General features: G+C 45.0%; 22 protein-coding genes and 1 tRNA gene. 14 read left to right on the top strand and 9 right to left on the bottom strand.

Going from position 1 to position 25,253, the window contains the following annotated elements; all coding sequences use genetic code 11:
- Positions 1–7 precede the first annotated feature (7 nt).
- From ICN33_RS10160 to ICN33_RS10150, 3 genes are read left to right on the top strand one after another with little or no spacing between them, the layout of a single operon-like run.
- On the top strand, positions 8–1,255 hold the full coding sequence (locus tag ICN33_RS10160) for a type II secretion system F family protein (RefSeq protein WP_216196450.1): 1,248 nt from the start codon (positions 8–10) through the stop codon (positions 1,253–1,255).
- A gap of 43 nt (positions 1,256–1,298) precedes the next feature.
- Positions 1,299–1,883, top strand: coding sequence for a lytic transglycosylase domain-containing protein (locus ICN33_RS10510; protein WP_216196449.1), 585 nt, complete (start codon positions 1,299–1,301; stop codon positions 1,881–1,883).
- Entirely contained in the window at positions 1,880–3,322 is a 1,443-nt protein-coding gene (locus ICN33_RS10150) for a cyclic nucleotide-binding domain-containing protein (RefSeq protein WP_216196448.1), read from the top strand. Before ICN33_RS10510 ends, ICN33_RS10150 begins: the two co-directional genes overlap by 4 nt.
- Here the strand turns inward: ICN33_RS10150 and ICN33_RS10145 are convergent.
- From ICN33_RS10145 to pgi, 3 genes are read right to left on the bottom strand one after another with little or no spacing between them, the layout of a single operon-like run.
- Positions 3,319–5,052, bottom strand: coding sequence for a TRIC cation channel family protein (locus ICN33_RS10145; protein WP_216196447.1), 1,734 nt, complete (start codon positions 5,050–5,052; stop codon positions 3,319–3,321). The two genes, ICN33_RS10150 and ICN33_RS10145, sit on opposite strands and share 4 nt — an antisense overlap.
- A gap of 7 nt (positions 5,053–5,059) precedes the next feature.
- Entirely contained in the window at positions 5,060–6,445 is a 1,386-nt protein-coding gene (locus tag ICN33_RS10140; protein WP_216196446.1) for a phosphomannomutase/phosphoglucomutase, read from the bottom strand.
- A gap of 36 nt (positions 6,446–6,481) precedes the next feature.
- Positions 6,482–7,984, bottom strand: coding sequence for a glucose-6-phosphate isomerase (gene pgi, locus ICN33_RS10135; RefSeq protein ID WP_216196445.1), 1,503 nt, complete (start codon positions 7,982–7,984; stop codon positions 6,482–6,484).
- A 99-nt stretch (positions 7,985–8,083) separates the two neighbouring features.
- Here pgi and ICN33_RS10130 point away from each other — a divergent pair, with 99 nt between their 5' ends.
- From ICN33_RS10130 to ICN33_RS10115, 4 genes are all read left to right on the top strand, one after another.
- Complete coding sequence (locus tag ICN33_RS10130) at positions 8,084–9,220, top strand: NAD(P)/FAD-dependent oxidoreductase (protein WP_216196444.1); 1,137 nt, start codon at positions 8,084–8,086, stop codon at positions 9,218–9,220.
- A gap of 33 nt (positions 9,221–9,253) precedes the next feature.
- Positions 9,254–9,343: transfer RNA gene (locus tag ICN33_RS10125), tRNA-Ser, on the top strand.
- 237 nt (positions 9,344–9,580) lie between these two features.
- Positions 9,581–10,366, top strand: a complete 786-nt coding sequence (locus ICN33_RS10120) for a hypothetical protein (RefSeq protein ID WP_216196443.1) — start codon at positions 9,581–9,583, stop codon at positions 10,364–10,366.
- Positions 10,367–10,490: 124 nt separating this feature from the next.
- Entirely contained in the window at positions 10,491–11,972 is a 1,482-nt protein-coding gene (locus tag ICN33_RS10115) for a DUF1254 domain-containing protein (protein WP_216196442.1), read from the top strand.
- A 98-nt stretch (positions 11,973–12,070) separates the two neighbouring features.
- On the opposite strand, the gene ICN33_RS10110 is transcribed toward ICN33_RS10115, so the two are convergent.
- A complete protein-coding gene (locus ICN33_RS10110; RefSeq protein ID WP_255530799.1) occupies positions 12,071–13,024 on the bottom strand; it encodes a hypothetical protein in 954 nt (317 codons plus the stop codon).
- Positions 13,025–13,108: 84 nt separating this feature from the next.
- Between ICN33_RS10110 and ICN33_RS10105 the strand changes: the two genes are divergently transcribed.
- The 4 genes from ICN33_RS10105 (at position 13,109) to ICN33_RS10090 (ending at position 18,162) form a co-directional block, all read left to right on the top strand.
- Positions 13,109–15,217 carry an alkyl/aryl-sulfatase gene (locus tag ICN33_RS10105; RefSeq protein WP_216196441.1) on the top strand — a complete coding sequence of 703 codons (2,109 nt, stop codon included), beginning with the start codon at positions 13,109–13,111 and terminating at the stop codon, positions 15,215–15,217.
- 180 nt (positions 15,218–15,397) lie between these two features.
- Positions 15,398–16,888, top strand: coding sequence for an anthranilate synthase component I family protein (locus ICN33_RS10100; protein WP_216196440.1), 1,491 nt, complete (start codon positions 15,398–15,400; stop codon positions 16,886–16,888).
- Positions 16,873–17,463 (top strand): aminodeoxychorismate/anthranilate synthase component II, encoded by a 591-nt coding sequence (locus tag ICN33_RS10095; protein ID WP_216196439.1) that lies wholly within the window; start codon positions 16,873–16,875, stop codon positions 17,461–17,463. Before ICN33_RS10100 ends, ICN33_RS10095 begins: the two co-directional genes overlap by 16 nt.
- Before the next feature lie 78 nt (positions 17,464–17,541).
- On the top strand, positions 17,542–18,162 hold the full coding sequence (locus ICN33_RS10090; protein ID WP_216196438.1) for a flavodoxin family protein: 621 nt from the start codon (positions 17,542–17,544) through the stop codon (positions 18,160–18,162).
- On the opposite strand, the gene trpR is transcribed toward ICN33_RS10090, so the two are convergent.
- Together trpR and ICN33_RS10080 are read right to left on the bottom strand one after the other, a co-directional pair.
- Positions 18,157–18,432, bottom strand: a complete 276-nt coding sequence (gene trpR / locus ICN33_RS10085; protein ID WP_216196437.1) for a trp operon repressor — start codon at positions 18,430–18,432, stop codon at positions 18,157–18,159. The two genes, ICN33_RS10090 and trpR, sit on opposite strands and share 6 nt — an antisense overlap.
- Positions 18,433–18,506: 74 nt before the next feature.
- Positions 18,507–19,757, bottom strand: a complete 1,251-nt coding sequence (locus ICN33_RS10080) for a CaiB/BaiF CoA-transferase family protein (protein ID WP_216196436.1) — start codon at positions 19,755–19,757, stop codon at positions 18,507–18,509.
- Between the two features lie 76 nt (positions 19,758–19,833).
- On the opposite strand from ICN33_RS10080, the gene ICN33_RS10075 reads away from it, so the two are divergent.
- Together ICN33_RS10075 and ICN33_RS10070 are read left to right on the top strand one after the other, a co-directional pair.
- Positions 19,834–20,823 carry a tripartite tricarboxylate transporter substrate binding protein gene (locus ICN33_RS10075; protein WP_216196435.1) on the top strand — a complete coding sequence of 330 codons (990 nt, stop codon included), beginning with the start codon at positions 19,834–19,836 and terminating at the stop codon, positions 20,821–20,823.
- 7 nt (positions 20,824–20,830) lie between these two features.
- The gene (locus ICN33_RS10070; protein WP_216196434.1) at positions 20,831–21,649 is read left to right on the top strand and encodes an enoyl-CoA hydratase/isomerase family protein; all 819 of its coding nucleotides are present in this window, start codon (positions 20,831–20,833) and stop codon (positions 21,647–21,649) included.
- Between the two features lie 45 nt (positions 21,650–21,694).
- Here ICN33_RS10070 and hemW read toward each other — a convergent pair whose 3' ends face one another.
- From hemW to rph, 3 genes are read right to left on the bottom strand one after another with little or no spacing between them, the layout of a single operon-like run.
- The gene (hemW, locus tag ICN33_RS10065; RefSeq protein WP_216196433.1) at positions 21,695–22,882 is read right to left on the bottom strand and encodes a radical SAM family heme chaperone HemW; all 1,188 of its coding nucleotides are present in this window, start codon (positions 22,880–22,882) and stop codon (positions 21,695–21,697) included.
- Positions 22,875–23,465 carry an RdgB/HAM1 family non-canonical purine NTP pyrophosphatase gene (gene rdgB / locus ICN33_RS10060; RefSeq protein WP_216196432.1) on the bottom strand — a complete coding sequence of 197 codons (591 nt, stop codon included), beginning with the start codon at positions 23,463–23,465 and terminating at the stop codon, positions 22,875–22,877. The genes hemW and rdgB overlap by 8 nt, the downstream gene beginning before the upstream one ends.
- A 24-nt stretch (positions 23,466–23,489) precedes the next feature.
- Complete coding sequence (rph, locus tag ICN33_RS10055; protein WP_216196431.1) at positions 23,490–24,230, bottom strand: ribonuclease PH; 741 nt, start codon at positions 24,228–24,230, stop codon at positions 23,490–23,492.
- A gap of 79 nt (positions 24,231–24,309) precedes the next feature.
- On the opposite strand from rph, the gene ICN33_RS10050 reads away from it, so the two are divergent.
- A complete protein-coding gene (locus ICN33_RS10050) occupies positions 24,310–25,239 on the top strand; it encodes a YicC/YloC family endoribonuclease (RefSeq protein ID WP_216196430.1) in 930 nt (309 codons plus the stop codon).
- Positions 25,240–25,253: the final 14 nt, after the last annotated feature.

Genomic DNA, 25,253 nt, shown 5'->3' with positions numbered 1-25,253 from the left:
CTGATATATGCCAGATTTTACGTGGAAGGGCATTAAGAATACCCAGTATCTCAATGGGACTATTACCGCATTAACGCGCGATGAAGCAGCGTACAAGCTCAAAGAGGATGGCATCATCATCACCCACCTGGATAAAAAGGGGTGGGAAGGTGAGAAAAAAGAGGCGAGTAAGCCGCTAAAGCTCAGTTTTAAGATCAGCTTACCTAGGAAGGTTAGGCTCGATAAAATTATGATTGCCACCAAAAAAATGGCAACCATGCTGCGTTCTGGTTTAGCGATTTTGCCTTCCTTAGAAATGGTGCGCGATCAAGTTGACGATCCATTACTGAAAAAAACCATTAGTGAGATTTATCAAGACGTAGAGGCTGGATCTAGTTTGTCGAAGGCCTTTGGCAAACATCCGGATGTCTTCGATTCTATTTATATCAACCTTGTGCGCGCCGGTGAGTCGAGTGGTAGTTTGGATATCTTCTTAGATAAACTCGTTTTGAGCATCCGTAAAACGATCAAGATTCGCAAGAGTATTCAGTCTGCGCTACTTTATCCCTGCATCTTATTAGCCGTTGCAACTATTGTTTTGTCGATCATGATGATTTTCGTGGTGCCCGTATTTGCCAAAATGTTTGGCAGCATGGGATCGCAATTGCCTGCTCCCACGCTCATGATTGTGAATATGAGTGACTTCCTGCGCGATCCCTTTGGTGGGGGCTTGCTTGCCGTGATATTGGTCGGTAGCTTTATTGGATTTCGAATGATATTGAAGCGGAATTTGGCCTTGCGCAGAAAATGGCACGCACTGATTTTGCGCCTTCCTTTAATTGGCGACATGGCTCTACACTCAAATGTCGCACAAGTAGCAATGGTCTACGGAAACTTAACGAATGCAGGCGTTCCGGTGATTGAGGCTTTAGATATCACTGCAGAATCTAGTAAGAACGAAGTGATTAAAGACGGCATTCAAGCTGCTAAGCGTGGTGTATTTTCTGGTGAGCCACTCTCACAGTTATTAGCCAATATCAAGATCTTCCCAAGTACATTCTCTCAATTGGTATCCGTTGGTGAGCAGACGGGAAATATGAGTGAGATGCTCGAGACTATTAGCTCCTATTACGAAGAAGAATTTGATACCTCAGTAGACAAGATGTCGCAGATGATGGAGCCAATCATGATTGTCTTCTTGGGCGGAGTGATTGGTTTTATTTTGGTTGCAATGTATCTACCCATCTTTAAGATGGGACAAATTGTTACCGGGTGATGCAATGAGGTTATTTTCATTCCTAAGAAAACTGGGCTTTGGAGTGGCCGTACTAGAACTATTGATTGCACAAAATTACGCCTTTGCTGCCTCTCAAAAATATGAAGATATTTCTTTAGCTAATCGTTATGAACTACGACAGTCGATAGCCTCTGAAGTGAGCTCTATTAGCTCTTTTCGATCGTCCACCCAAGCTGTTGCTTGGATTAGCTATCAATCTAGGAACTTGGCAAAAAAGATACCCAATGAAGAAACTCGGCGCCAATGGTTGCGGATGGTTCACTATGAGGCAACGCGATACAGCCTAGACCCTGATCTTGTTTTGGCTTTAATTGAGGTGGAGAGTGGTTTTAATCGCTTTGCAATTTCCAAAGTAGGCGCTAGCGGATTAATGCAAGTGATGCCGTTTTGGAAGGATCTGATTGGTGATACGCGAGATTCTTTGTTTGATGTGAGAACCAATCTACGTTATGGCTGCATCATCTTAAAACACTACTTAGATATAGAAAATCAAAATCTCACACGAGGGCTGGCGCGATACAACGGCAGCTTAGGCGAGGAACTCTACCCAAGTATGGTGACGGCCGTTTGGCGTGCTAAATATCGTTATTCAGAGGAACAAAATTGAAAACCTTTTCTTCTAAATCGAAGACATTCATCTGGATTTTATTTGCCCTCAATATCGCTTTGGCCTTATGGGTGAATGAGGTGCACCATACCCCTTGGGGATGGGTTCCAACCCATCTAACCCTAGAGAAGCTGCCAACTCTTGCTGAGTTATTAGCTGCCAGCCAGTTTTTACTATTTGGGTTCACGCTTGACCAGTTATTGAGATTTTCCATTAAGCGTTTTAATGGTCATAAAAAGCAGGGTCAAATTCCCGTCATCGTGGTTGAAGCTGCATCGATAGTGATTTACGCCTTAGTTGCGTTACTCGGTTTTATTCTATTGTTCGATCAGTCGATTAGCACTTTGGTAGCGGCATCTGGCGCATTGGGCTTAGCAGTTGGTTATGCCTTTAGAGACATGATCTCGGACGTTATTGCCAGTATCACCATACAAACGGATCACTTGGTTGCTATAGGCGACATTATTGAATACCCGGAGAGCAATGCTGCATTGACCGCAAGGGTGATTGAGATGGATCGTCGCTATATCACGCTGCAAAATTTAGATGGGGCAAAGTATCGAATTACCAATAATCGATTTTTGGGTATTGCCTTCATTAATCTCAGTCAACAAGAGCGTTTGCCTGTTCGTGAGATATCCATTCCAGTCGATGCGCAATATAACTCAGATCAAGTGTTGGCAGTGCTGAGTTCTGCAATGGAATATGTGGGCGTTACCCATCCCCATTTTAATGGCTGGTTTCGCTGCTATGTTTCACAGGTGCTGATAGGCAGCGTAATCTACAAGATTCGCTTTGAATGTAGTGCTGATAGCTTATTAGATGACCCTAAACACCATATCTTAAAAAATGCTTTACGGTTCCTCAAGAGCTCAGGTATTTCATTTGATTCATCCATGGTTGTGCAAAATGTAGACTCCTTACATACCAGCCATTTTTCACCTTTACTCAACGTATATCCCTTTGGAATTCTCCGTGTATTGGATGAGAAAGAAGTGCTCGAGTTATCTAAAAATGCGAAATCCTTGCACTTTAATCCGGGACAGCAGGTGATTACGCAGGGCGATACTGCCAATAGCATGTTCATTATTGCTGAAGGCTGTTTAGAGGTGACCTCTCATAATCAGAATGGCGAGAAAATTACACTCGCCCATTTGTGGCCAGGTGACTGCGTAGGTGAGATGTCGTTATTGACTGGTGAACCGCGTTCTGCAAATGTATATGCCAATCTCAATACGCATTTAATTGAAATTACCAAGGAAGAATTGGCGCCGATATTGTCCAAGAATCCTCTTCTGGTGGAGCGTATTTCTATCCTCTTGGCTGAGCGGGCGGCTCACAAGCAGAAGACACTCAGTCAATCAGCTCAAGTCAATATGGCTGAGGAAGTTAAAACCTCACTAGTGGCTAAGATTATGAAATTCTTTGGAAAAGCTTAATGGCTATCGGAATCAGTACCGCCTAGAAATTTTGGGTAACGCAAATGGTATTTATAGATAGCCAGACGTAGGCAAATAATCAGTGTAAGACTGAATATTAGGCTGATGAAAACCGGTATTGGGCTGTATTCAAAATGGTTAGCAATCATGAAACCTGCAACCAAGCAAAGCGCGCCAGCAACAGCCGCTTCCTCATAGATTACGCCTTTGAAGGTGCTCGGTTCTTGGTTAATCACAATATCTCTGAGCATACCGCCACCCGCACAAGTTAATGCGGCGCAGATTGGCGCCCAGAACCACGGCAGATTAGATGAAATCGAAATGGCTGCTCCAGTAATAGCGAGCGCACTAAATCCTAGAATATCGGCATACTTTTTAGTGCTCTTAAAGATTTCGCTTTTGTGAGCATCATGATGGGCCGCAACAATGGATGAGGTAACTAAGACAACCAAGAGGATTCCGAGAGGATATGTTAAATCCTTCACATAGTAGAAGGGCAGTCTATCCCCACCAATCAAGAGATCTCTCAGCGTGCCTCCACCAACGCCCGATAGGAAGGCGAGAACCAATCGTCCCCATAGGTCGTAGCCACGATTGATTGCCTCTAAAACGCCAGATAGCGCAAAAGTAAACACGCCAAAATAAACCAAAATTTTGAAAGCCAACATGCTAGTAGTGCTCGAGACATAAAACTTGGTGGCCTGGGTTAATGGGGTAGTATTTTTGTCTTCTTTTTTGAGTGCATTCCAAATATCATAAGTCCAGATCCGCTCAGGTGTTGGATTCACTTTTCCTGGGGATAGTAGGCGATTCACCTCGGAGTGGTAGCGACCCAAATCAAATAAACCGAATTCATCTGTATTGGATGGAATGATGCCCAAGATGGATTCGAGCATATGTTGTTGATGCTCTCGGTTGAGATTGGGAGCCATTCTTTGCACTGTTTCAACGGCTAGAGTCGGGGCAATTCTTGCCTCCTTCCAGCCCGTCCGAATGGCCTTGGTAAATCTCACCAATTGCTCTTTAAATATCGGTGAGCTGAGGCGATTGGTCATGACATAAAGGCCGTCTTCAACATGCGGAATCCCAAACACTTCGGGATTAATCACAATTAAATCACTTGCCGGTATTCCGCTGGCTAGTATTTGCCAATATTCGTTATAGGCCATCGCAGTAGCGCAGGCTACTTTTCCGTCGATCAGATCTTGGCCATTGGGTGATTGCTGCAGGATTTCTACAGAATCTTTTGGGATGCTTAATAGATCAAGCAATTCTTTAACGACAGTCTCATCACCTAAATTCCAAACCCCCACTTTTTTCCCGGTCATGTCTTTGGCGGTGAACACGCCTGCGCTGATCCTGCAGACTACAGCAAGCGAAGATCCTGAAAAAATTTGCGCTACATTGGTTACATGCTTGCCTTCTGTTGAGTGACTCCAGGCGTTTCCAAGCCACGCCACTGCAATATCAGCCCTGCCTTCTTGTAGTTCTGTGATGGGATTAATATTGGGACCACCCTCAATTAGGGTGACATGCAGTCCCTGATTTTCAAAGTGCTTACGTACTTGGGCAACATAGAAGCCAGCAAATTGGCTTTGATGCATCCACGCCAGTTGAACGCGTATGGGGTCGGCGATAGTCTCTGTAGTCTGACTTGAGGTTAGCGGCGTGAATATTGCTAGCCAAACCAGTAGCGGCCATAAATAAAGACTAGCCAATTTTCGATGCATCTTCATATTAGAAAGGAAGTGTTGCGTTTGGCTTTGCGTTTAATAGGGCGGTTTTAAATTCATCTTGAATGCGTAAAATGGCTGCTTCACTGTCAGCCTCAAAACGCATTACCACTACAGGAGTGGTATTGGATGGTCTTGCCAAACCAAAGCCGTCAGCATATTCCACCCGAATGCCGTCAATCGTATTGATAGACTCTGAGCTTGGGAATTGAGCATTCGCCTTCATCGTTTCTAGCAAAGTAAAGGGCTCTCCCTCAGCGCACGGAAGTTGCAACTCCGGAGTGCAGATGGCATTTGGTAAATCATTTAAGGTTTGATTGGGATCTTTTTCTTTGGAGAGAATCTCCAATAGTCGTGCACCCGTATAGAGACCATCATCAAAGCCAAACCAACGGTCTTTAAAGAAAATATGCCCACTCATTTCACCAGCCAGTGGAGCGCCAGTTTCTTTGAGTTTTGCTTTCACTAATGAGTGACCTGTTTTCCACATCAGCGGTTCGCCACCATATTTCTTTACGTAAGTAGCAAGATTGCGCGTGCACTTGACGTCATAAATAATTTGACCACCAGGATTGCGTGAGAGGACATCTTTAGCAAACAGCATCATTTGGCGGTCAGGGAAAATCACCTGACCATCTTTGGTAACAACGCCCAAACGATCGGCATCACCATCAAAGGCAAGACCGAGCTCATTATCGGTAGTCTGCAGATTCTGAATGAGGTCTTGCAAGTTTTCAATATGGGCTGGATCTGGGTGGTGATTGGGGAACTTACCATCCACTTCGCAAAAAAGCTCTTCTACTTCGCATCCTAGAGCTCTAAAGAGTTGTCCTGCAAATGCACCTCCAACTCCGTTACCGCAGTCGATGGCAATCTTGATAGGACGAGCAAGTTTGACATCACCAATAATGCGTTGTGAATACATTGGGAAGATATCAAAAGTGCTGCGTGTACCCTTACCGATAGCAAACTGCTTGGCTTCAATGCGTTTGCGTAAGGCTTGGATTTGATCACCGTAAATCGCCGCACCACCTAAAACCATTTTGAAGCCGTTGTAGTTGGGAGGATTATGGCTTCCGGTAATCATGACGCCAGATTTTGGTTTCTTCCCGTCAATCGTTTGATTGGCTGCGAAGTACACCATGGGGGTGGCTACCATTCCTAAGTCAATCACATTAATGCCGGTAGAGAGCAAGCCATCCGTTAAAGCCTCGATCAAGCTAGGGCCTGATAGGCGACCATCACGACCGATGACAACTTCAGTCTCACCCAACTCACGCATTTCTGTACCAAAGGCTTGACCAATTAATTTAGCGATAGAGGGGTCTAAAGTCTCATCAATGATTCCGCGGATGTCATACGCTTTGAAAATAGTTGGTGACAATTGCATGAGGCTTCCTTTGGATAGCTTTTGAAATAGCGTCAGCTATTTCACTTCAGTATGATTAAAGAGATTGATGCGTTGAGCAGTGATGGCATCGATGTTGTCATCAGCTTGTACGGCCAAACCATTTTTAAGGGCTGCCTCAATGGGTTTAGCAAGCACTTTTCCTAATTCAACGCCGGGCTGATCAAAGCTATTGATATTCCATAGAGCACCAAGAGCAGCGGTACGACTCTCATAAAGTGCTAGTAAGGCACCAAGATAAAAAGCATTCAGTTTAGGGAGTATCAACAGATTACTGGGTCGTTTACCGGGATAAGTATTGTTGGGGTTCTCGGTTTGTTTGCCATTAGCCAAAGCTTGTGCTTGAGCTAGGCAATTCGATAGCAAAATGCGGTGATGCGCTTTCGCTTCAGCAAGATGACTCATGGGTTCCCGAATCGCGATGAAGTCGATTGGAATCACATCAAGGCCTTGATGTAATAGTTGGAAATAAGAATGTTGCGCATTGCTTCCAGAGCTACCAAATACGACAGGACATGAATACTTCACCGGCATACCGTCTCGATCAACGCTTTTGCCATTGCTTTCCATATCTAGTTGTTGCAACCATTTCGGAAACCAATCTAGGGCATCCGCATACGGAATCACAGCATAGGATTTGATGTGGTGCTTCTTTTGTTGATAGATCAAAGAAAGCGCCATGATGACTGGAAGATTTTCTTCTAGCGGTGCTGACTTAAAGTGCTGATCCATAAACTGGGCACCCGCTAAAAATTCTTTAAAAGTATCAAATCCATATTGCAGTGCAATTGGTAGGCCGACTGCAGACCAAACGGAGTAGCGTCCTCCAACCCAATCCCAGAATGGATAAATATTATCTTTGGCAATTCCAAATTCTTCCGCAGCGCTTACGTTAGCGGTAACTGCAAATAATGCCTGGGAGATCTGCACATCATTACGACCGCTATCTTTAAGCCACTTTACGACCGCTTTAGCGTTCATATTGGTCTCAAGCGTAGTGAATGACTTGGAGACAATAATGACGCGGGTGCTATTGGCGTGTGCGCGTTGCAATATGCGATTTAACTCCGCTGTATCGATATTGGCAAGGAAGTGCATGCGCATGCCGCGACTATCAATATCGGGCACATGGGCTAAAGCCTCAATCGCAAGGCGAGGACCAAAATCAGAGCCACCAATCCCAATATGAATGACGTCTGTTACGCCTACCCATTTGTTACATAAACCTTCAATGCGACGCCAAACGTCAGCCACCTCAGGCATGACATCTTGACCATTTACGAATACGGGTTTTTTCTCTAAATTTCTGAGGGCAGAATGCAGGGCGGGGCGATTTTCTGAGTTATTTACCGCTTTACCGGCAAATAGGTCCTCAATAAATTGCTCTAAATGGGACTCTCTGGCCTGGCGAAAGAGGGATTTCCAGCTTTTGCTATCAATACCCTGATAGGCAGTATCTAGAACGATATCTTGGGCGCAAACTACGGAATGAAGGCTCTCTTTAGCCGGTTTTGAAGACATGTATAGATTTTATCAAGAAGCACCTCAAAACCCACTAAAACATTGAAAATGTTACGATTTCGGTAAATTTAAAGATAAACAATGCCCTAGGACGGATAAATGGAGCGGGTTGACTGTGTAGTCGTCGGTGCGGGTGTTATTGGCCTTGCAATCGCTAGAGAAATGGCCTTACAGGGTCGAGAAACGATTCTATTGGAGCGAGAGAGCGCATTCGGCACGGTGAGTAGCGCACGCAATAGCGAAGTGATCCATGCAGGCATCTATTACCCCAAAGATTCGCTGAAAGCCAAGCTCTGCGTTGAAGGCAATCGTTTGCTTTACGAGTACTGTCGCAGTCATCAAGTAGCGACTCAGCCGTATGGCAAATTAATCGTTGCAACTGACGAAACGCAATTGAATGATTTGCAGGCAATTTTGTATAAGGCCCAAAACAATCATGTGCCTGTGATCAAAATCATTTCCGGTGAAGAGGCAAAATTATTAGAGCCGCAATTGCAATGTGAGGCTGCCATTCTGTCGTCGAGCACTGGCATTGTAGATAGCCATGGTTTCATGCTTTCACTCTTAGGGGGTTTTGAGGATGCCGGTGGAATGGTGGCATATCAATCACCGTTGATGAGTGCCAAGCCCATTGGTGAAAATGCCAAAGATGGATTTGAATTAGAAATCGGGGGCGCTGATGGGATGAAGTTGCATACCAAAATCCTCATTAATTGCGCTGGTATGAGTGCGCCAGCAGTTGCACAAAAAATTGCAGGACTGCCACAGCAGTACATTCCAAAAGCGTACTTTGCAAAAGGCAATTATTTTTCCCTTTCTGGTAAATCGCCTTTTTCCCACTTGATATATCCCATTCCTGAGCCTGGCGGATTGGGCGTTCATCTCACACTAGATATGGGTGGTCAGGCCAAATTTGGTCCAGATGTACAGTGGCTTGAAATTGATAATGAATACCAAGTTGATTACACAGTTGACCCTAAGCGAGGAGAGGGGTTCTATGAGGCCGTGCGCCGATATTGGCCACAGCTCAAGGATGGTACTTTACAGCCTGATTATTCAGGGGTGAGGGCAAAAATAGTTCCGCCAAACACGCCTGCTGGCGATTTTTGCTTTAACGGGCCAAGGGACCACGAACTACAGGGACTCTTTAATCTATATGGCTTTGAGTCGCCCGGATTAACCTCAAGCCTTGCTATTGCCAAGCATTTAGAGGGGCAAATCAAAAGTTCTTTATAATCTGGTGCTTGAATCCATCTGATTCAAGCAATTGGAAGAGTGGCAGAGCGGTTGAATGCACCAGTCTTGAAAACTGGCGAGGATGAAAGTCCTCCGTGAGTTCGAATCTCACCTCTTCCGCCAATTCACTAGTTATTACAAGGCCTGTAGCAAATCAACAGCCTTGTTACCAAAATCGTTACCAAGAACCACCTTCGGGTGGTTTTTTATTTGCCTGGATCATTAAAATTCAATTGAGGACTTGCTGTAATTTTTCATTTGAGAAATAAATCTTAGCAATTTGGGTAGATTTATTTCTAATTCTGAGTAATATGTATTCATCATCTCGAACATTATTTAACCTTCTTGCGGGAGAGTGAAATGAAGATAATTACAGACATGACTATAAGAGTAGCGGCACTGACGCTTATGCTGCTAGTTAGCATGACGTCGGCCTTGGCCGACCAGAAGGGTGGCGTTACTGATCCCTGCCCAATCAAGATTGAGAACTGGCGCGGCAAGGCATTCTACGAAATTCTGTTCATGAACCGCCAGGCCAACGGCAGCGGGATCGGCTACTACTACAATTCGCTTGGCAAGGACCTTGAGGCGCCCAACGATGTCATGGACGCCCGCTTCCGCGCACTAAATGCAGATGACTTGAAAAAGAAATACGGGAGCGATGGTGTCCTCTTCAACGGTCCGCGTCGTCTCGTGGCGAACGGCATAACAGGGATGGCCTGGGATGGCTGCAAGGAGAGGGTGATCGCCACGATCCCCTTGCGAGTACTCGGCCTCTTCGAAACCCCCGACCTCAGCAAAGCCGTCACTGGAACCCTGCCTGCATATAAGGTGCTGGTGTCTAAGCGAACCAATACCTTTTTCTTCAATGCAGGCGAAACAGTGTATGAGCTGATTACCCCTGAGGGTGCTGTGTACACCATGTTCAGCTTGTCCTTGAAGATTGATCCCAAGAACACTATCGAAAGCCTACCCACCCTTGGCAAGCGCCTGACCTTGCCGGAGGGATGGAAGTTTAGATCGCGCAAGTTGGACAAGGATATGACTCTGACGTCTACCGCTGATTCCAACCCGCCTAACAGTATCGTTCTCGACCAATTTGAAGGCAACTACCAGTACAACGCTGGCGCCAGCGCTAAAAAGTAGTGCCTTACTGACCGGCGGTAACGATTTAGGTTTGTTCTGTGTCACCCCACCACGTGTTGAGGGTGGGTGATGCACCTTGCTTGCAGGGCAAGATTGATTGCTTGAAAAAAAGAGGGATGGCATCATGAAAAATCGCCAAGTTTTAGCTTTTATTGGATTCATCATTGCGTCTATCGTGGCAGTAATGATTGTTGGATGCGGTAATAAGAACGATGCCGTTTCTCAAGCGGAAAAGAGAGATACCGTAGCGGGCATTCCTGTGCCAAGTATTGAGGAGACAAAGGCGATTGCAGAAGAAGGGTTCATCTACGGGCTTCCAATCGTTATGAACTATGCAGTCATGTATGACTACGCAATTAATCGCGATTCAGGACAGTTTAAAGCCCCCTTTAATGAAATCAATAATGAGGCGCGTGTCTTTACCTATAAAGATACGACAGTCGTTTCACCCAATAGTGATACTCCTTATTCGATTGTGTTTATGGATTTGAGATCAGAGCCGATGGTGTTATCAGTGCCTGCAATAGATAAAAAGCGTTATTACGCAGTGATGTTGTGCGATGGCAATACGTTTAATTATGGTTATATCGGTAGCCGTGCTACTGGCAATGAGGCTGGCAACTACATGGTGGTTGGGCCTGATTGGCAGGGTGAAACACCTGCGGGTATTAAAAAAGTCTTTCGTTCATCAACCCAATTTTCTGTAGCAATTTATCGCACTCAACTTTTTAATGCAGCGGATATGCCTAATGTAGTTAAAGTGCAAAGTGGATATAAAGCACAATTACTTTCGGCATATCTCAAACAGCCTGCTCCAGCTTCTGCACCAGTGATTGATTTTCCAAAGGTCAATAAGGAAATGGTGAAAACCAATTTCTTCGAATATCTAAGCTTTGCGCTTCAGTACGCACCAGCCGGCCCCGAGGAAAATATTATCCGCGAAAAATTGGCAAGCATTGGCATCGGACCCGGCAGAAAGTTTGAGTTCAAAGACCTCTCGGCCGAACACAAAGCTGCAATTCTTTTAGCCATGAAAGAGGGCGAAGAGAAGATTGAAAAAATGGCTGCAAATGGAGGTAAAGACTTTAATGGGTGGAGGGTAGGCGGTCTAGCTGGTGGGGATCGTGCTTTCTTCAATGGGGATTGGCTAAAACGCGCTGCTGTTGCAAAAGCCGGCATCTATGCAAACGATTCAATTGAAGCTATGTATCCATTGACTCGGATGGATAGCCAAGGCGAAATACTTGATGGCAGCAAACACAGCTACACGCTCACTTTTGCAAAGGGTCAGCTTCCGCCGGTGAATGCCTTCTGGTCAATCACGGTGTACGATGGTAAGACGCAACTCTTAATCGAAAATCCAATCAATCGCTATCTGATTAATTCTCCAATGCTACCGGGGTTGAAGAAGAATGCTGATGGATCAATAACGATCTACATTCTAAATAAGTCGCCAGGTAAATCGAAAGAAGCAAATTGGCTGCCAGCACCCAACGGTCCAATCTATCTGGTTATGCGTCTTTACTGGCCAAAAGAGACTTCTCCATCCATATTGCCGCCGGGCGAGGGAGAGTGGAAGCCACCTGGAATTGTTTTGGTGAACTAAGTTAATTCACTTCGGGAATTTTTTATCACTGGTGGGTCGAGCGAGATTCGAACTCGCGACAAGCGATTTAAAAGTCCTCTAGTTGAGGTTATGAAAAACTAGAAACTCGCTGCCAAACCAATAGAGGTGCCGTGCACGTTTTGACCAAACTGGTAGCGAAAGACAACCCTAATTCTCGAAAAGATGGGGTCAGAGGCGCTACGATCAAGTTCTACTCCGGTACCAAGAGAAGACAGCGAGCTAAATCCGAGTGTGCCGCGGAGATCACCCAAGAATTGGGTATTTGCAGCTTCAAATACTGCCCTGATCGGTCTGTCTAGAGCCATAAAGGGCGTAGGAATTCTGCTGCGCGCCCAGAGTGAGACGCTTTGAGAATCTGCCGAGCCTTGGACTGCTGTAGAGCTATCAAAGGTTTGAATATTAATATTGGTATAACGTAGCTCGATATCAATTTCTTGATCAGGCATATAGTTTTCGTAATCGAGCATGACTGATCCTCCCAAGCCATAAGAGTTCATGCGACCACTATTAATAAATTGCAAATTAATGTCTCGATTATTGTTGATGTAGCGCGTAGCAATAGAGGCATCACTTTCTAAATGGCCAAGCATGACATTGGCTATGGGCCTAAATCGCAGTTGATCTGTGATTGGAAAATCCCAGCCAACTCCGCCGGTACCCGTGATGCTATTCCAATACATGGGGATGTTCACAGATCGATTGCCAACCCCATCCGTAAAGGTTGGGTTATAGCGATTAAATGCCAAAGTCCCCTCTAGGTAGAGAGGAAAGTTAGCGCTGATGCGATCACCACCACCAAGTGAGGTCATTTGTAAATCCGCCTTATCACTAGTGCCGTTGGTAATTTTAAGATTGCCCGTGGTCACATCTGGGGTTAGGGAGTACCCAGTAATCGTCATTAAGGCATCAGCCCGCTTCTTTAAATAGTTAGTTCCTGCATCCTGGAGGGGGGTTTGGGCATGCGCATAACCAACACCCAAGAGAAATAAGGCAGAAAAGGAAAGGAGCTGGACTCTACTGAAAGGCTGCATAAAACGGATTTTAGCGAAACAATTCGGTGGATGTACCATAGCGAACATGAGCTGCTATTTTCCAATGACTTCCTTTGGACTTTTATGAAAATCAAACTTATATCCATCTCGATTGCAATCACATTAATGAGCTCAGGGCTAGCAATAGCAGCAGGGGGTGGCGGGGTTGTTGCTGATCCTGGTGCCATGCAAGGCAAACACTTTGATGAAAAGGGTAAGGCGCCATCAAGTTATACCGTTGAGCTACAAAATGGGCTGCGCAAGACTCTGCCTTTTGAAGATAAAAGAGACTTTGAGGAATCTAAAAAAGGCTTTATTGCCGCGCCTCCTTATAAGACGATCATGGCAGACGCTGGGAATGTAGCGTGGGATATGGGAAGTTATGATTTCTTATTGCAAGGCAAAGACTTTGATAGTGTGCATCCTTCATTGCAACGCCAGGCCATTCTCAATATGGGTTATGGGCTTTATGAAGTCGTTCCAGGAAAAATTTATCAAGTGCGTGGTTTTGACTTAGCCAACATAAGTTTTATTAAAACGAATACTGGCTGGATTGTGTTTGACCCATTAACCGCAAAAGAAACAGCTCGCGCCGCTCTGGAGTTGGTCAATGAGAAACTTGGAAAGCGTCCTGTAGTGGCTGTGGTGTATTCACACTCACATGGAGATCACTTTGGTGGCGTGCGAGGCGTCGTGAATGAGGAAGACGTCAAGAGCGGCAAAGTGAAGATCATCGCACCCGCTGGCTTTATGGATCATGCGATTGCTGAAAATGTGTATGCCGGCAATGCAATGACCCGAAGAATGTATTTTCAGTACGGGGTTTTATTGCCAAGAAGCCCATTTGGCCACGTTGATCAATCGATTGGAAAAAATACTGCTGCTGGTAATTTAGGCCTGATTGAGCCAAATGTCTATATCAATCAGCCATACGAAAAAATGACGGTTGATGGTGTCGAGATGGAGTTTCAAAATACGCCGGGCACCGAGGCGCCTGCTGAGATGAATACTTATTTCCCACAATTCAAAGCGTTTTGGGCAGCAGAAAATATCACCGGCACGATACACAATATTTATACCTTGCGTGGTGCATTAGTGCGTGACTCTTTAGCCTGGTCCAAAAATATTAACAATGCCCTATATCGTTACGGCAATGAAAGCGAGGTCATGTTTGCATCTCATAGTTGGCCGCGCTGGGGAAATGAGCGCATTCAAGAGGTGATGCGCACACAGCGGGATAGTTATGCCCACTTGCACAATGAAGTGCTTCACTTGGCAAATAATGGCGTCACCATTAATGAAATTCAGAATGTCTATAAACAGCCAGAAAGCCTAAAGAAACAATGGGCCGCCCATAGCTATCACGGTTCAGAAGAGCATAATAGCCGCGCCGTTATCAATCGCTATTTAGGTTATTGGGATGCTAATCCTGCAACGCTAGCACCATTGTCACCAAGAGATTCTGCCCCGCTTTATGTGGAAATGATGGGCGGTTCAGGCAAGATCTTGGCCAAGGGTAGGGAGCTTTATAAGCAAGGCAAGTATCGTGAAGCGATGGAAATTGTGAATAAGTTGGTTTACGCGCAACCGAACAACACTGCAGCTAAAGATCTACTGGCTGATATTTTTGAGCAGATCGGCTACCAGAAAGAAAGCCCAAGTATGCGTAATAGCTTCCTGGGTGCCGCCTATGAGCTACGTCACGGCATGCCGACTGGAGCTTCACCAAAATCCAACGGTCCAGACATGATCAGGGGTATGACAACCGAACTTTGGCTTAATGCACTTGCAATCACTATGGATAGTAAAAAAGCGGCGGGTATGAATTTTGTAATCAATCTTTCTACGCCAGACAATGGCGAGAAGTTTGTGATTGAAATGAGCAACTCTGCTTTGACCAATATTAAAGGTCAGCAAGCAAAAAACCCAAATCTCACAGTGACCCTAAATCGCAGTGATCTAGAGCAGGTGATGGGCGGTCAAACTACCTTTGACAAGCTGCAAGCCGAAGGTAAGGCGAAGTTTGATGGCGATCGCAAGGTATTTGATCAGCTGAGAGGTACCTTAACCGTCTTTGTACCTGACTTTGAATTAATGCCGGGAACCAAGCCAAAGTCAGCTCCAAAATCTTCTGCACAATCTTTAAAAGATCCATTTGCAGCACAAGAAATAGCTATTACAGCGGGTGAATAATTCATTTACTCGGACATGCTGTTAGACACGGTATTAGACGAGCATTATTTTAAGGAGGCGTCTTAGTACGCCTCCTACTTTCTTTTAGATTTATTCGTATATTTAAATCAAAATTACTAGGGTTGATTGTTCTGCATACCTAGTGTATTGTTGTAATGATACATCAATACACTATATAAAATGATCAAATCTAAGAAAATTAACAATATTAATATTCATTCAGATAGGTACTACAGTAATGATTACCGTGATGACTACCGTACAGTAGCGTTTGACGTCTATTTGAATTTATTAAAAACCTTTAACAGCAAAGAAATGTTTCTGCTTGAGTCTTTGGGGCCTAAATCTATTGACTCAAAAAAGTCCATGATTGGAATACTGCCAATTTTGAAAATTGAAATAACAGATTGCATCATCACAATCACTGGAAATAAGACTCTATTGGATCGTTACAGGGCTTTGTTCGTAGAGGAAGAATTGATTGAAGCGACCGTTAGCTATTTACGATATCAATTGTTTGAGCGGAGTGAGGTTTGGAAGTATTTACGGGCATTGGACGCTCACTTTAAAACCAGTGAGGGTGGAATTTTGGCTTTTGCAACATTTGGGTACAACACTATTCACTACATAGAAAATATAGCTGGCTATGTCGAAGGGGATATGCCAGATATCGCTCTTACTTGTTATTCAACGTATATAGAGTTTGGGGAGGGGCAGGTCACCCTTCATCAATATGAGTTTATTGGGACTGAAGCCATCAATATTTCTCAAATTACGCCACATTTCACCATTACAACGCGGCCGTATGAGTGTGCTCCTCTTAATTCATTTGTAGTTAAAAGGGAGACTAGTAAGAGTGCATACATACAAAAAGCACGTACAGCCTTAGATCATGTTGCAAAGGGGGATGTATACCAAATTCAAGTTGGTCAGCAAATTTTAGTCGAGTCAGATATTTCGCCACTTGATGTGTATGCAAGGCTAAGGCTGATGAATCCTTCTCCTTATATGTATTTATTTCATTGTGGGGGAAATGAAGTGATTGGGGCTAGCCCTGAGTCATATATTTGTATCGAGGGCGATGAGATAACCATGAGGCCAATTGCTGGAACCTTGGCTAAATCAAAAATGGCCACTAAAGATGAAGCGATAAAAGAATTCCGCTCCAATTCTAAGGAGAAGGCTGAGCATATGATGTTGGTAGATTTATGTCGAAACGATTTATGCAGGGTGGCATCACCAGAAAGTCTTGAGGTTTCTGGTTTGATGTTAATCGAGGAATATTCACATGTGTATCACATGGTATCCACTACTAAAGCCCATATGAGAAAGGGCCTTGATAAATATGATGTGATTCAAGCTTCGTTTCCGGCTGGCACTATGACGGGTGCCCCAAAAATTAGAGCAATTGAACTCATTTTTGAGCTGGAGGATAGTGCTCGCGGAGTGTATGCAGGAGCCTTGGGAATCATTGGATTGGGCACTAATTTTGTTAATGCAGCCCTATGCATTAGAACTGCCGTTGAACACAATGGGACGTATTCATTAAGGGCTTCCGCTGGAATAGTGTCCGACTCTAAGGTTGAGGATGAGTATGCCGAAACCCTACATAAAATGGGCTCAATCTTCAAAGCCATTACTCGGGAGGAGATTTCATGTCACGTCATGTAATTGTTGTAGATGCATATGACAGCTTTGTACATATCCTCGTTGGTTATTTGCAGATTATCGGTTGTAGAGTGAGCTTGTATCGGAAAGACGATAGTCTGCTGGTGGACGCAGTGCGTCAATCGTCTGCGGATATGCTGTTGCTTGGTCCTGGCCCCGGTCATCCCGCAGATTCAGGTTATGGAGAGTTGCTTTCCCAAAATCAGGGGCGCATGCCGGTTTTGGGGGTTTGTTTAGGTCATCAGGCTATTGGTCTTCATTACGGTTGCCAAGTTGAATACGCTAAAAATCTAATGCATGGGAAAACAAGCCTTATTCACCATGATGGCAAGGGCTGCTTCAAAACATTTCTGAATCGCCCTTTCTCGGCAATGCGCTATCACTCAATAGTAGTTTCCAATTCCAATCTTCCTAGCGGGATGGAAGTTTCCGCGCGCTCTGCGGATGATCATTATGTAATGGGCATTAGAAATAAAGATTTAAAAATTGAGGGTATTCAATTCCATCCAGAAAGCATCGGTACAGAGGGTGGAGTTCAAATTCTTCAGAATTTTATAGACGCATACCCTTGTAACTAGCAAATACATTGAATGGTTTTCAAGTCAGACTGATGGCTTTAGTCGACGGGTGCTGAATTTATTCAAAGTATTTTGCTAATGGAGGTAGTCTCTGTGAAGGTATGCGTATTAGTGGGATCATCACGTAAAAATGGGCTAAGCAGTAACGTTTGTGCCGTCTTGCAGGATCAATTTAATGCCAAAGGGTTTTCTAGTAATTTTGTACACTTAGCGGATAAGCATATTGAATACTGTGATGCAGATAATCTTTGTCAATTTGCTCCATGCAAAGTAGCCGATGATATGCCGAGTATTTTGGCTGATATGCAAGAGGCCGACGGAATTATTTACATGCCGGTAATGCATGCTTTTGGCACCAATAGCAAATTTCAAGCATTTTTAGAGCGTGTCGGCTATGGTTATTTGCGCCCCCTCGACCGACCACTTGTAGACAAGATTGCTGCAATTATTGTTGTGGGCAGAAGATATGGTCATACCGCTGTTTATTCGCAAATTATGCTGAATATTATGCTCAATAAAATGATTATGGCGGGATCAGGTTTCCCACCCTTATTTTTTGGGATGTTAGGCGGGGCTGCTGCTGATGTCGAAGCGCTTGAGGCTGTAGAGCAAACAGTAGAGAGAATGCACGATGTGCATATGAGATTTCGTAATCCTGATAAAGCAAAAAATAAGGTTCAAACTCGGCTCACTTTATGAAAATTTCGATCTCCAGAAATCCTTTGCCTTGGGATTTCGTAAGTTTGAGGCCCCTCGGGTAACTTTTGAAATACTGACATTGAGAGTTTTGGCGCACTCCCTTTGTGAGGCATCGGTACATGCAAGGCTTTGATAGATCCGAATTCGATCCAGGAGATCGTTAATCTCAGCAACAGTTAATATTTGCTCGAGAAAAAAACGCATTTCTTGTGGATTTTCAATATTACATAAAATATCTATCAAAGCTTGTTTTGCTTTAGATTGATTCATATTGAGTTCGCTTATTTGTTGAGTTAGCCATCTTAGAATACTAATGTATTGATATTGTTTCAAAAATGAATACATTAAGGCGCAAATGCACCACCAGCCTCAAGAGCCTTAAGCTCTTCACCCGCGATACCTAGTTCAGTAAGAAGCTCGCTAGTATGTTCTCCTAACAAAGGAGGGTGGCGATACACCTCTTGAGGAGTGCCATTCATCTTGACGGCAAAACCAATGTTGGGTACGGTGCCCTCTATAGGATGATCAATCTCCATTCGCATCTTGCGATGACGGCCATGTTCACTATCGAATGCTTCTGGGTAAGTATTAATCGGACCCGCCGGAATGCCCGCGGCTAACAGTGCGTCAACCCATTCATCAGCAGTTTTATTGGCAAATGACTTTTCTAGTTCAGCAGCAAGCTCTAAACGATTGGCTAAGCGTAGCGGATTCGTTTTAAAACGCGCGTCTTCAAATAATTCTGGACACTCTATTTTGTCGCACAGTAACTTCCACAGTTTTTGATTAGTTGCACCCATCACAAAGTAACCGTCAGAGGCTTTCATCGCTTGGTAGGGGGCGCTCATATGATTGGCCGTACCTAATTTATAGGGTTCTACACCAGTTCCCCAGTATTGGGCCGTATCCCAGATAGAGAACGCCAGCGCAGAATCAAAGAGTGAAGCATCAATAAATTGACCTTCACCACTTTTGGTTTTACCAATGTAGGCCGACAAAATGCCATAGACTGCAAATAAGGCGCAGCCAATATCCGCCACTGGAACACCAGCCTTCACTGGAGGACCATCGGGATATCCTGTGACACTCATGACGCCGGACATTGCTTGAGCCATCAGATCAAATCCAGGGCGATCTGCCCAAGGACCTGTTTGTCCAAATCCAGAAATGCTGGCGTAGACCAAACCAGGATTAATGGCTTGCAGAGAAGGGTAATCTATTCCCAATTTCTTCATGACGCCTGGACGATAGTTTTCAACCAAAATATCCGCAGTCTTTACTAGCTCAAAAAATACTTTTTTACCTGCCTCTGTTTTGAGATTCAGTGTGAGGCTACGCTTGTTGCGATTCATATTCAGAAAGCCCATGCTGTCTGAACCCTTCATCTTGAATCCCATCGCTCCACGCGTTTGATCGCCGGTTCCTGGGGGTTCAATTTTGATGACATCGGCACCCAAGTCTGCCAAGAGCATGCAGCAGTAAGGACCGGCCATTACTTGACTTACGTCAAGAACACGCACCCCTGATAGGGGTAATGGTCTCGATGGTCGATCTTGTGAGCCATTTAGAGCGTCATTAGTAGGTGTTTTCGTCATTGTCTCGATTGTTCTTATATGTTTAGAATTACCTTCTAATAGTATCAAACACAATAAAAATAATTTTGGAGACTTTATGTTGCTTAAAACGCCTCAGTGGGCTGTTCGTAGTTTGCTTGCGATCACGCTGGCCACGACCCCATTTTTAGCTCTTGGACAACAAGCCTTCCCAACCAAACCGATTCGATTGATTGTGGGTTTTGCACCTGGTGGTGGTACAGATATTGTGGCCCGTGCAATTGCTCCGAAGATGGGTGAGATTCTCGGTCAAAGCGTCATTGTGGAGAATAAATCTGGAGCGGCCGGCACGATTGCAGCAGATCAAATTGCCAAAGCAAATCCTGATGGCTATACATTGCTGGTTGGACATTCTAATTCCAATGCGATTGCACCCTTTGTATTAACTAACGTTCCCTACAATCCTGCAACGGATTTCACACCAATTACTTATTTGGGATACGTTCCGAACGTTTTGGTAGTGAAGGCTTCATTGCCTGTGAACTCAGTGGCGCAACTCATTTCTCTTGCTAAAGCAAATCCAGGGCAGATGACTTACGGATCTTCTGGCATTGGCAGCACTCAACATTTAGCAGGCGCTTTATTTGCCAAGATAGCTGGTATCCAGCTCAACCATGTTCCTTATAAGGGAAGTGGTCAGGCCATTATTGATTTGCTAGGCGGACAAATTACGATGAACTTCGATACCTTGCCGCCCAACCTGCAGCAAATTAAAGAAGGAAGTCTAAAAGCATTGGCTATTTCAACACCAAAACGCTTATCCATTCTTCCAAACGTACCAACATTTAGTGAAGTAGGTATCACCGGCTTTGATGTTACTAACTGGTATTCAGTGATGGGGCCAAAAGGGATGGACCCAGCTGTTGTTAATAAGATTGATCTGGCTGTTAAAGCAGCCATGGCTGATCCACAAATTAAGAAAACATTAGATGCTCAAGGCTTACAGCCGGAAGGGCCCGCAACACCGGCAGCCTTTAGCTTGTTCTTGGCTGGCGAACTGGCAAAATACCAGCGTTTAGTAAAGAGCTTAAATATTAAGGCTGAATAAATTTCATATGGTTCAGCAGGTCAGTGGTCAAGATGATCAAGGTGAGAAGAGCAATATTGCGCAAGTCGTTTTAGAGATACGCGGCAATGTTGCCCACATTACCTTTGATCATGTCGCTGCGCGCAATGCAATGACCGTTGGAATGTATCAACGTCTTCAGTCTATTTGTCTTGAGCTTGCCCAAAATTCTAGTGTGCGTGTAGCAATATTCAGAGGTGCAGGTGGCAGATCGTTTGTATCTGGCAGTGATATAGCTCAGTTTGCTCTCTTTCAGGATGGGCAAGATGGGGTTCGGTATGAACAAGGTATCGATGATTATTTAAGCCCATTAGCCACTCTTCCAATACCAACCATCGCAGTCATCGATGGCATGGCAGTAGGCGGTGGTTTAGCAATTGCCAGTTGCTGCGACTTTCGGATCTCCACTCCGGATGCCAAGTTTGGAGTGCCCATTGCTAAAACTTTGGGAAATTGTTTATCAGCGTCAAATATTGCGTGGCTGGTTGCTCATCTCAATATCAATATTGTTAAACGCATGCTACTTTTAGCTGAGATGATTTCTGCTTCAGAATTGCTTAAACAAGGATATCTTTTGGCTTGCTATGAGCAGGAGCAGTTGGCTAAAGAGGCAGACAATCTCGCAGAAAGACTTAGTAAATTAGCCCCCATTACCCAAAAATCGAGTAAGTTGGTGCTGGCAAGATTAATCAAGAATCAGTTGCCTGACTGTCATGATCTCATCAGTGAAACGTATGGCAGCAAAGACTTTAAGAATGGAGTTGCTTCATTCTTGCAAGGGCAGCCTCCGCTTTGGATTGGTAGTTAATCCCAAACATCAAGCGTATCAAACACATCAAACGCATCAAACAATTTAATCCAAAAACAGCTCTTGTAGATTATTGAGGTAGCGCATTCCTAATGGAGTGGCTTTTAGTTGACTAGGATTCTCATCAAGCAATTTTTTATCACAAGCCTGGGCTAAGCTCTGACTAATCACACTCAAAGGCAGGCCGGTACGTTCGCTAAAGGTATTGGTCGCGACCCCATCAGTCAGTCTTAAGGTGTTGAGCATAAATTCAAAAGGCAGATCCTTGGGTTCAATCACCTTCGATTCAATTAAGGCGTTGCCCTTGGATTCCATCGCCTGCATATAGGCATCTGGATGGCGTTCACGTACTTGGCGAGTAATTCGATCTGGATAAGAAACCTTGCCATGAGCCCCCGCACCAATTCCAATGTAATCACCAAAGCGCCAGTAATTCAGATTGTGTTTGCACTCTTGATTTTTCTGCGCATAAGCAGAAACCTCATAACGTTTGTAACCCGCCTTCAAGAGCAAATCTACATTCTGTTCAAAGATGGCATCTACTTCATCATCGCTAGGCAATTGCGGTGGAAAGTTTGCGAAATAGGTATTGGGCTCTAAGGTCAGGTTGTAAAAAGAGAGGTGGGGCGTTTTAAACGACAGTGCCATCTCTACATCTGCTTTAGCGGCTTCAAGGCTTTGCTTGGGTAGGCCATACATTAGGTCTAAATTTACTGATTTGAAGTGCTGCATCGCAATCTCAATTGCGCGTTTCGCTTCTGCACCATTGTGAATCCGTCCCAATGCTTTCAGTTGTTCATCTTGAAAGCTCTGAATGCCAAGTGAGACGCGGTTAATACCGGCTTTAGCAAAACCTGCCAACTTTTCGGCTTCAACAGATCCAGGATTGGCCTCCATGGTGATTTCAGCATCAGGCTCTAAGTTAACGCGAGCGCGAATGGCGCAGAGCAGTTGATCCATACCCTCAGCCGAGAGAAGACTGGGTGTCCCTCCACCGATAAAAATACTATGGACCTGGCGACCCCATATATTCGGTAATTCTGTTTCTAAGTCGGCAATGAGTGCTTTGATATAACGCGCTTCATCAAAGCCTGCTTTATTCATGCCCTCTTTAATTTGATGAGAGTTGAAATCGCAATAGGGGCATTTCTTTTCGCACCAAGGAAAATGGATATACAAAGCCAGGGGTGGCAATGCAGTAAGGCTGACTTTGTTGGGATTTGAACTAAGCACGAGATTTGAGTTGGGTAATCAGTTCCCGCAAGGCTTGACCGCGGTGACTGATTAAATTCTTTTGAGCAGGCTCTAATTGAGCTGCAGTGAGATTTTGATCGGGCAAAAAGAAATGGGGATCGTAGCCAAAGCCATTCGTACCTGCAGCGAGTTCAACAATTTGACCGTACCAACGGGTTTGCACAATGATCGGTTCCGGATCATTGGCGCTGTTGACAAAAACTAAGGCGCAAACATAATGCGCGCCTCGATCTGGATGATTTCGTAATGCATCAATCAGTTTGAGATTATTCGCAGCATCATCACAATGATCACCTGCATAACGAGCAGATATCACTCCCGGCATCCCGTTTAAAGCGTGCACGCAAATTCCGGAGTCATCGGCTAAGGCAGGCAAGCCAGATGCGGCGCTAGCGTGACGCGCCTTAGCCAAGGCATTTTCTACAAAGGTGTGATGAGGCTCTTCTGCTGAAGGAATACCTAACTCGCCTTGCGGAATAATTTGAAAATTCAGAGGGGCTAAAAGTGCCTGAAATTCTTTTACTTTGCCGGCATTGTTAGATGCGAGAACGAGCTTTTGCATTGGATTGTTTTGTAAATTGGGCAATTACTGTAGCGAGTCAGTTTGCAGCTGAGTCAATTCTTGAATCCCTTGCTCGGCCAAGTCCAAGAGCGCGCTCAATTCAGCTCTCGAAAACGGCGTACCTTCAGCTGTGCCTTGAACTTCTATCATTCCGCCTTTACCAGTCATAACGACATTCATATCGGTATCGCATGAAGAGTCTTCTGGGTAATCCAAGTCGAGAACAGGGGTGCCTTGGTAAATACCAACTGAAATAGCAGCCACACTGTCAATGATCGGATCTTTACTCAGGACGCCACTTTTCAGAAGTTGATTCACTGCATCTTGAGCGGCAACATAGGCGCCAGTGATCGATGCGGTACGTGTGCCACCATCCGCTTGTAGTACGTCGCAATCCAGGTGAATAGTTCTTTCGCCCAACACTTTTAAATCAAAGACGCTGCGCATAGCGCGTCCAATGAGGCGTTGAATTTCTTGAGTACGACCGGATTGTTTACCGCGAGCTGCTTCACGATCGCTTCGGGTATGGGTAGAGCGGGGTAGCATGCCGTATTCGGCAGTAACCCAACCTTCGCCTGAACCCTTTTTATGAGGAGGAACCTTTTCTAGGATGCTGGCGGTACACAAAACCTTGGTGTCCCCAAAAGCAATCAAAACAGATCCTTCAGCATGTTTAGTAAAGGCCCTAGAGATGGTGACGGGTCGTAAATCACCTGGCTTGCGGCCACTCGGGCGGGCAATATTAGCTGGGTTTGCTGTGCTCATGAAATCAGGTCCTATGGGTTTGGCTGCAGGGATGATCTGCAATTAGTCTATGTGTCAATAATGAATCTACAATATCCATATGATATCGAGCATGACTGGTTATGGCAGCGCTTCTCGCCAAGTCTCCTTAGGAGCGGGTGTGGTTGCTGATCTGCAAGTGGAATGTCGGGCTGTCAATAGCCGCTTTCTGGATCTGGGATTTCGTCTACCGGACGAGTGCCGTGGGGCTGAGCCTGCCTTACGAGAGATGGCTACCCAAGGCCTTTCTCGGGGCAAGGTTGAGTTTAGGGCGGCATGGAGGGTCAATAGCGCTGCTGCTGGAGCCGCTAAAAGCAACCCCCACGCTTTGGGGGCTATCAATCACGATTGCCTCGACGCGCTCTACACCCTTCAAGAAAAAGCTCAAGAATCTTTTCCAAAAGCACAAGAATTGAGTATTGCTGAAGTTTTACGCTGGCCTGGCGTAGTCTCTGAGCCGCGTGGCGAGGAAGACAGCTGGATTACTGCCACAGTCGAAGCTGGACGCGCAGCCTTAGCAGCGCTGATGGAGAGTCGTCATGCTGAAGGCAAAGCTTTGGTTGGCGTACTCACCAGCATTACAGGCAAGATGCGTGACATTGTTAAAGTCATCGAGCCCAAAGTTCCTGAATATGTAGCTCAGTATCAAGAAAAGCTCACTGAGCGTTTATCAGAAGCATTGGCTGCTCAAGAACAAGCCAAGGCGGGCGCTGAGCTGATGGAGCGCATCCGTCAAGAGGTTGTCTTGTACGCGGTGCGGATTGATGTGGCAGAAGAGTTCGCTCGTCTCAAGACACACTTACAGGCGGTAGATACAGCACTTGCTGGCAAAGGCCCGGTAGGCAAGCGTTTGGATTTTCTGATGCAGGAGCTCAATCGCGAGGCGAACACCTTGAGTTCGAAGTCTGTATCGGAAGAATGCACACAAGCAGCCTTAGAGCTCAAGTTGTTCATTGAGCAAATGCGTGAACAAGTTCAAAACCTCGAGTAATTTAACAATTGATT

Origin of the sequence: Polynucleobacter sp. UB-Tiil-W10, assembly GCF_018881605.1 — a bacterium.
In the GTDB taxonomy this organism is placed as follows: domain Bacteria; phylum Pseudomonadota; class Gammaproteobacteria; order Burkholderiales; family Burkholderiaceae; genus Polynucleobacter.
This window is presented reverse-complemented; position numbering and strand designations above follow the sequence as displayed.

Excerpts from the sequence above, each read along its gene's own strand:
- ICN33_RS10130 (WP_216196444.1), top strand. The coding sequence starts at position 8,084 with ATGGAGCGGGTTGACTGTGTAGTCGTCGGTGCGGGTGTTATTGGCCTT.
- ICN33_RS10105 (WP_216196441.1), top strand. The coding sequence starts at position 13,109 with ATGAAAATCAAACTTATATCCATCTCGATTGCAATCACATTAATGAGC.
- ICN33_RS10115 (WP_216196442.1), top strand. The coding sequence starts at position 10,491 with ATGAAAAATCGCCAAGTTTTAGCTTTTATTGGATTCATCATTGCGTCT.
- ICN33_RS10095 (WP_216196439.1), top strand. The coding sequence starts at position 16,873 with ATGTCACGTCATGTAATTGTTGTAGATGCATATGACAGCTTTGTACAT.
- ICN33_RS10145 (WP_216196447.1), bottom strand. The coding sequence starts at position 5,052 with ATGCATCGAAAATTGGCTAGTCTTTATTTATGGCCGCTACTGGTTTGG.
- ICN33_RS10080 (WP_216196436.1), bottom strand. The coding sequence starts at position 19,757 with ATGACGAAAACACCTACTAATGACGCTCTAAATGGCTCACAAGATCGA.
- rph (WP_216196431.1), bottom strand. The coding sequence starts at position 24,230 with ATGAGCACAGCAAACCCAGCTAATATTGCCCGCCCGAGTGGCCGCAAG.
- pgi (WP_216196445.1), bottom strand. The coding sequence starts at position 7,984 with ATGTCTTCAAAACCGGCTAAAGAGAGCCTTCATTCCGTAGTTTGCGCC.
- ICN33_RS10050 (WP_216196430.1), top strand. The coding sequence starts at position 24,310 with ATGATATCGAGCATGACTGGTTATGGCAGCGCTTCTCGCCAAGTCTCC.
- ICN33_RS10110 (WP_255530799.1), bottom strand. The coding sequence starts at position 13,024 with ATGCAGCCTTTCAGTAGAGTCCAGCTCCTTTCCTTTTCTGCCTTATTT.
- ICN33_RS10100 (WP_216196440.1), top strand. The coding sequence starts at position 15,398 with ATGATCAAATCTAAGAAAATTAACAATATTAATATTCATTCAGATAGG.
- ICN33_RS10090 (WP_216196438.1), top strand. The coding sequence starts at position 17,542 with ATGGAGGTAGTCTCTGTGAAGGTATGCGTATTAGTGGGATCATCACGT.
- ICN33_RS10120 (WP_216196443.1), top strand. The coding sequence starts at position 9,581 with ATGAAGATAATTACAGACATGACTATAAGAGTAGCGGCACTGACGCTT.
- ICN33_RS10160 (WP_216196450.1), top strand. The coding sequence starts at position 8 with ATGCCAGATTTTACGTGGAAGGGCATTAAGAATACCCAGTATCTCAAT.
- ICN33_RS10070 (WP_216196434.1), top strand. The coding sequence starts at position 20,831 with ATGGTTCAGCAGGTCAGTGGTCAAGATGATCAAGGTGAGAAGAGCAAT.
- trpR (WP_216196437.1), bottom strand. The coding sequence starts at position 18,432 with ATGAATCAATCTAAAGCAAAACAAGCTTTGATAGATATTTTATGTAAT.
- ICN33_RS10140 (WP_216196446.1), bottom strand. The coding sequence starts at position 6,445 with ATGCAATTGTCACCAACTATTTTCAAAGCGTATGACATCCGCGGAATC.
- rdgB (WP_216196432.1), bottom strand. The coding sequence starts at position 23,465 with ATGCAAAAGCTCGTTCTCGCATCTAACAATGCCGGCAAAGTAAAAGAA.
- ICN33_RS10075 (WP_216196435.1), top strand. The coding sequence starts at position 19,834 with ATGTTGCTTAAAACGCCTCAGTGGGCTGTTCGTAGTTTGCTTGCGATC.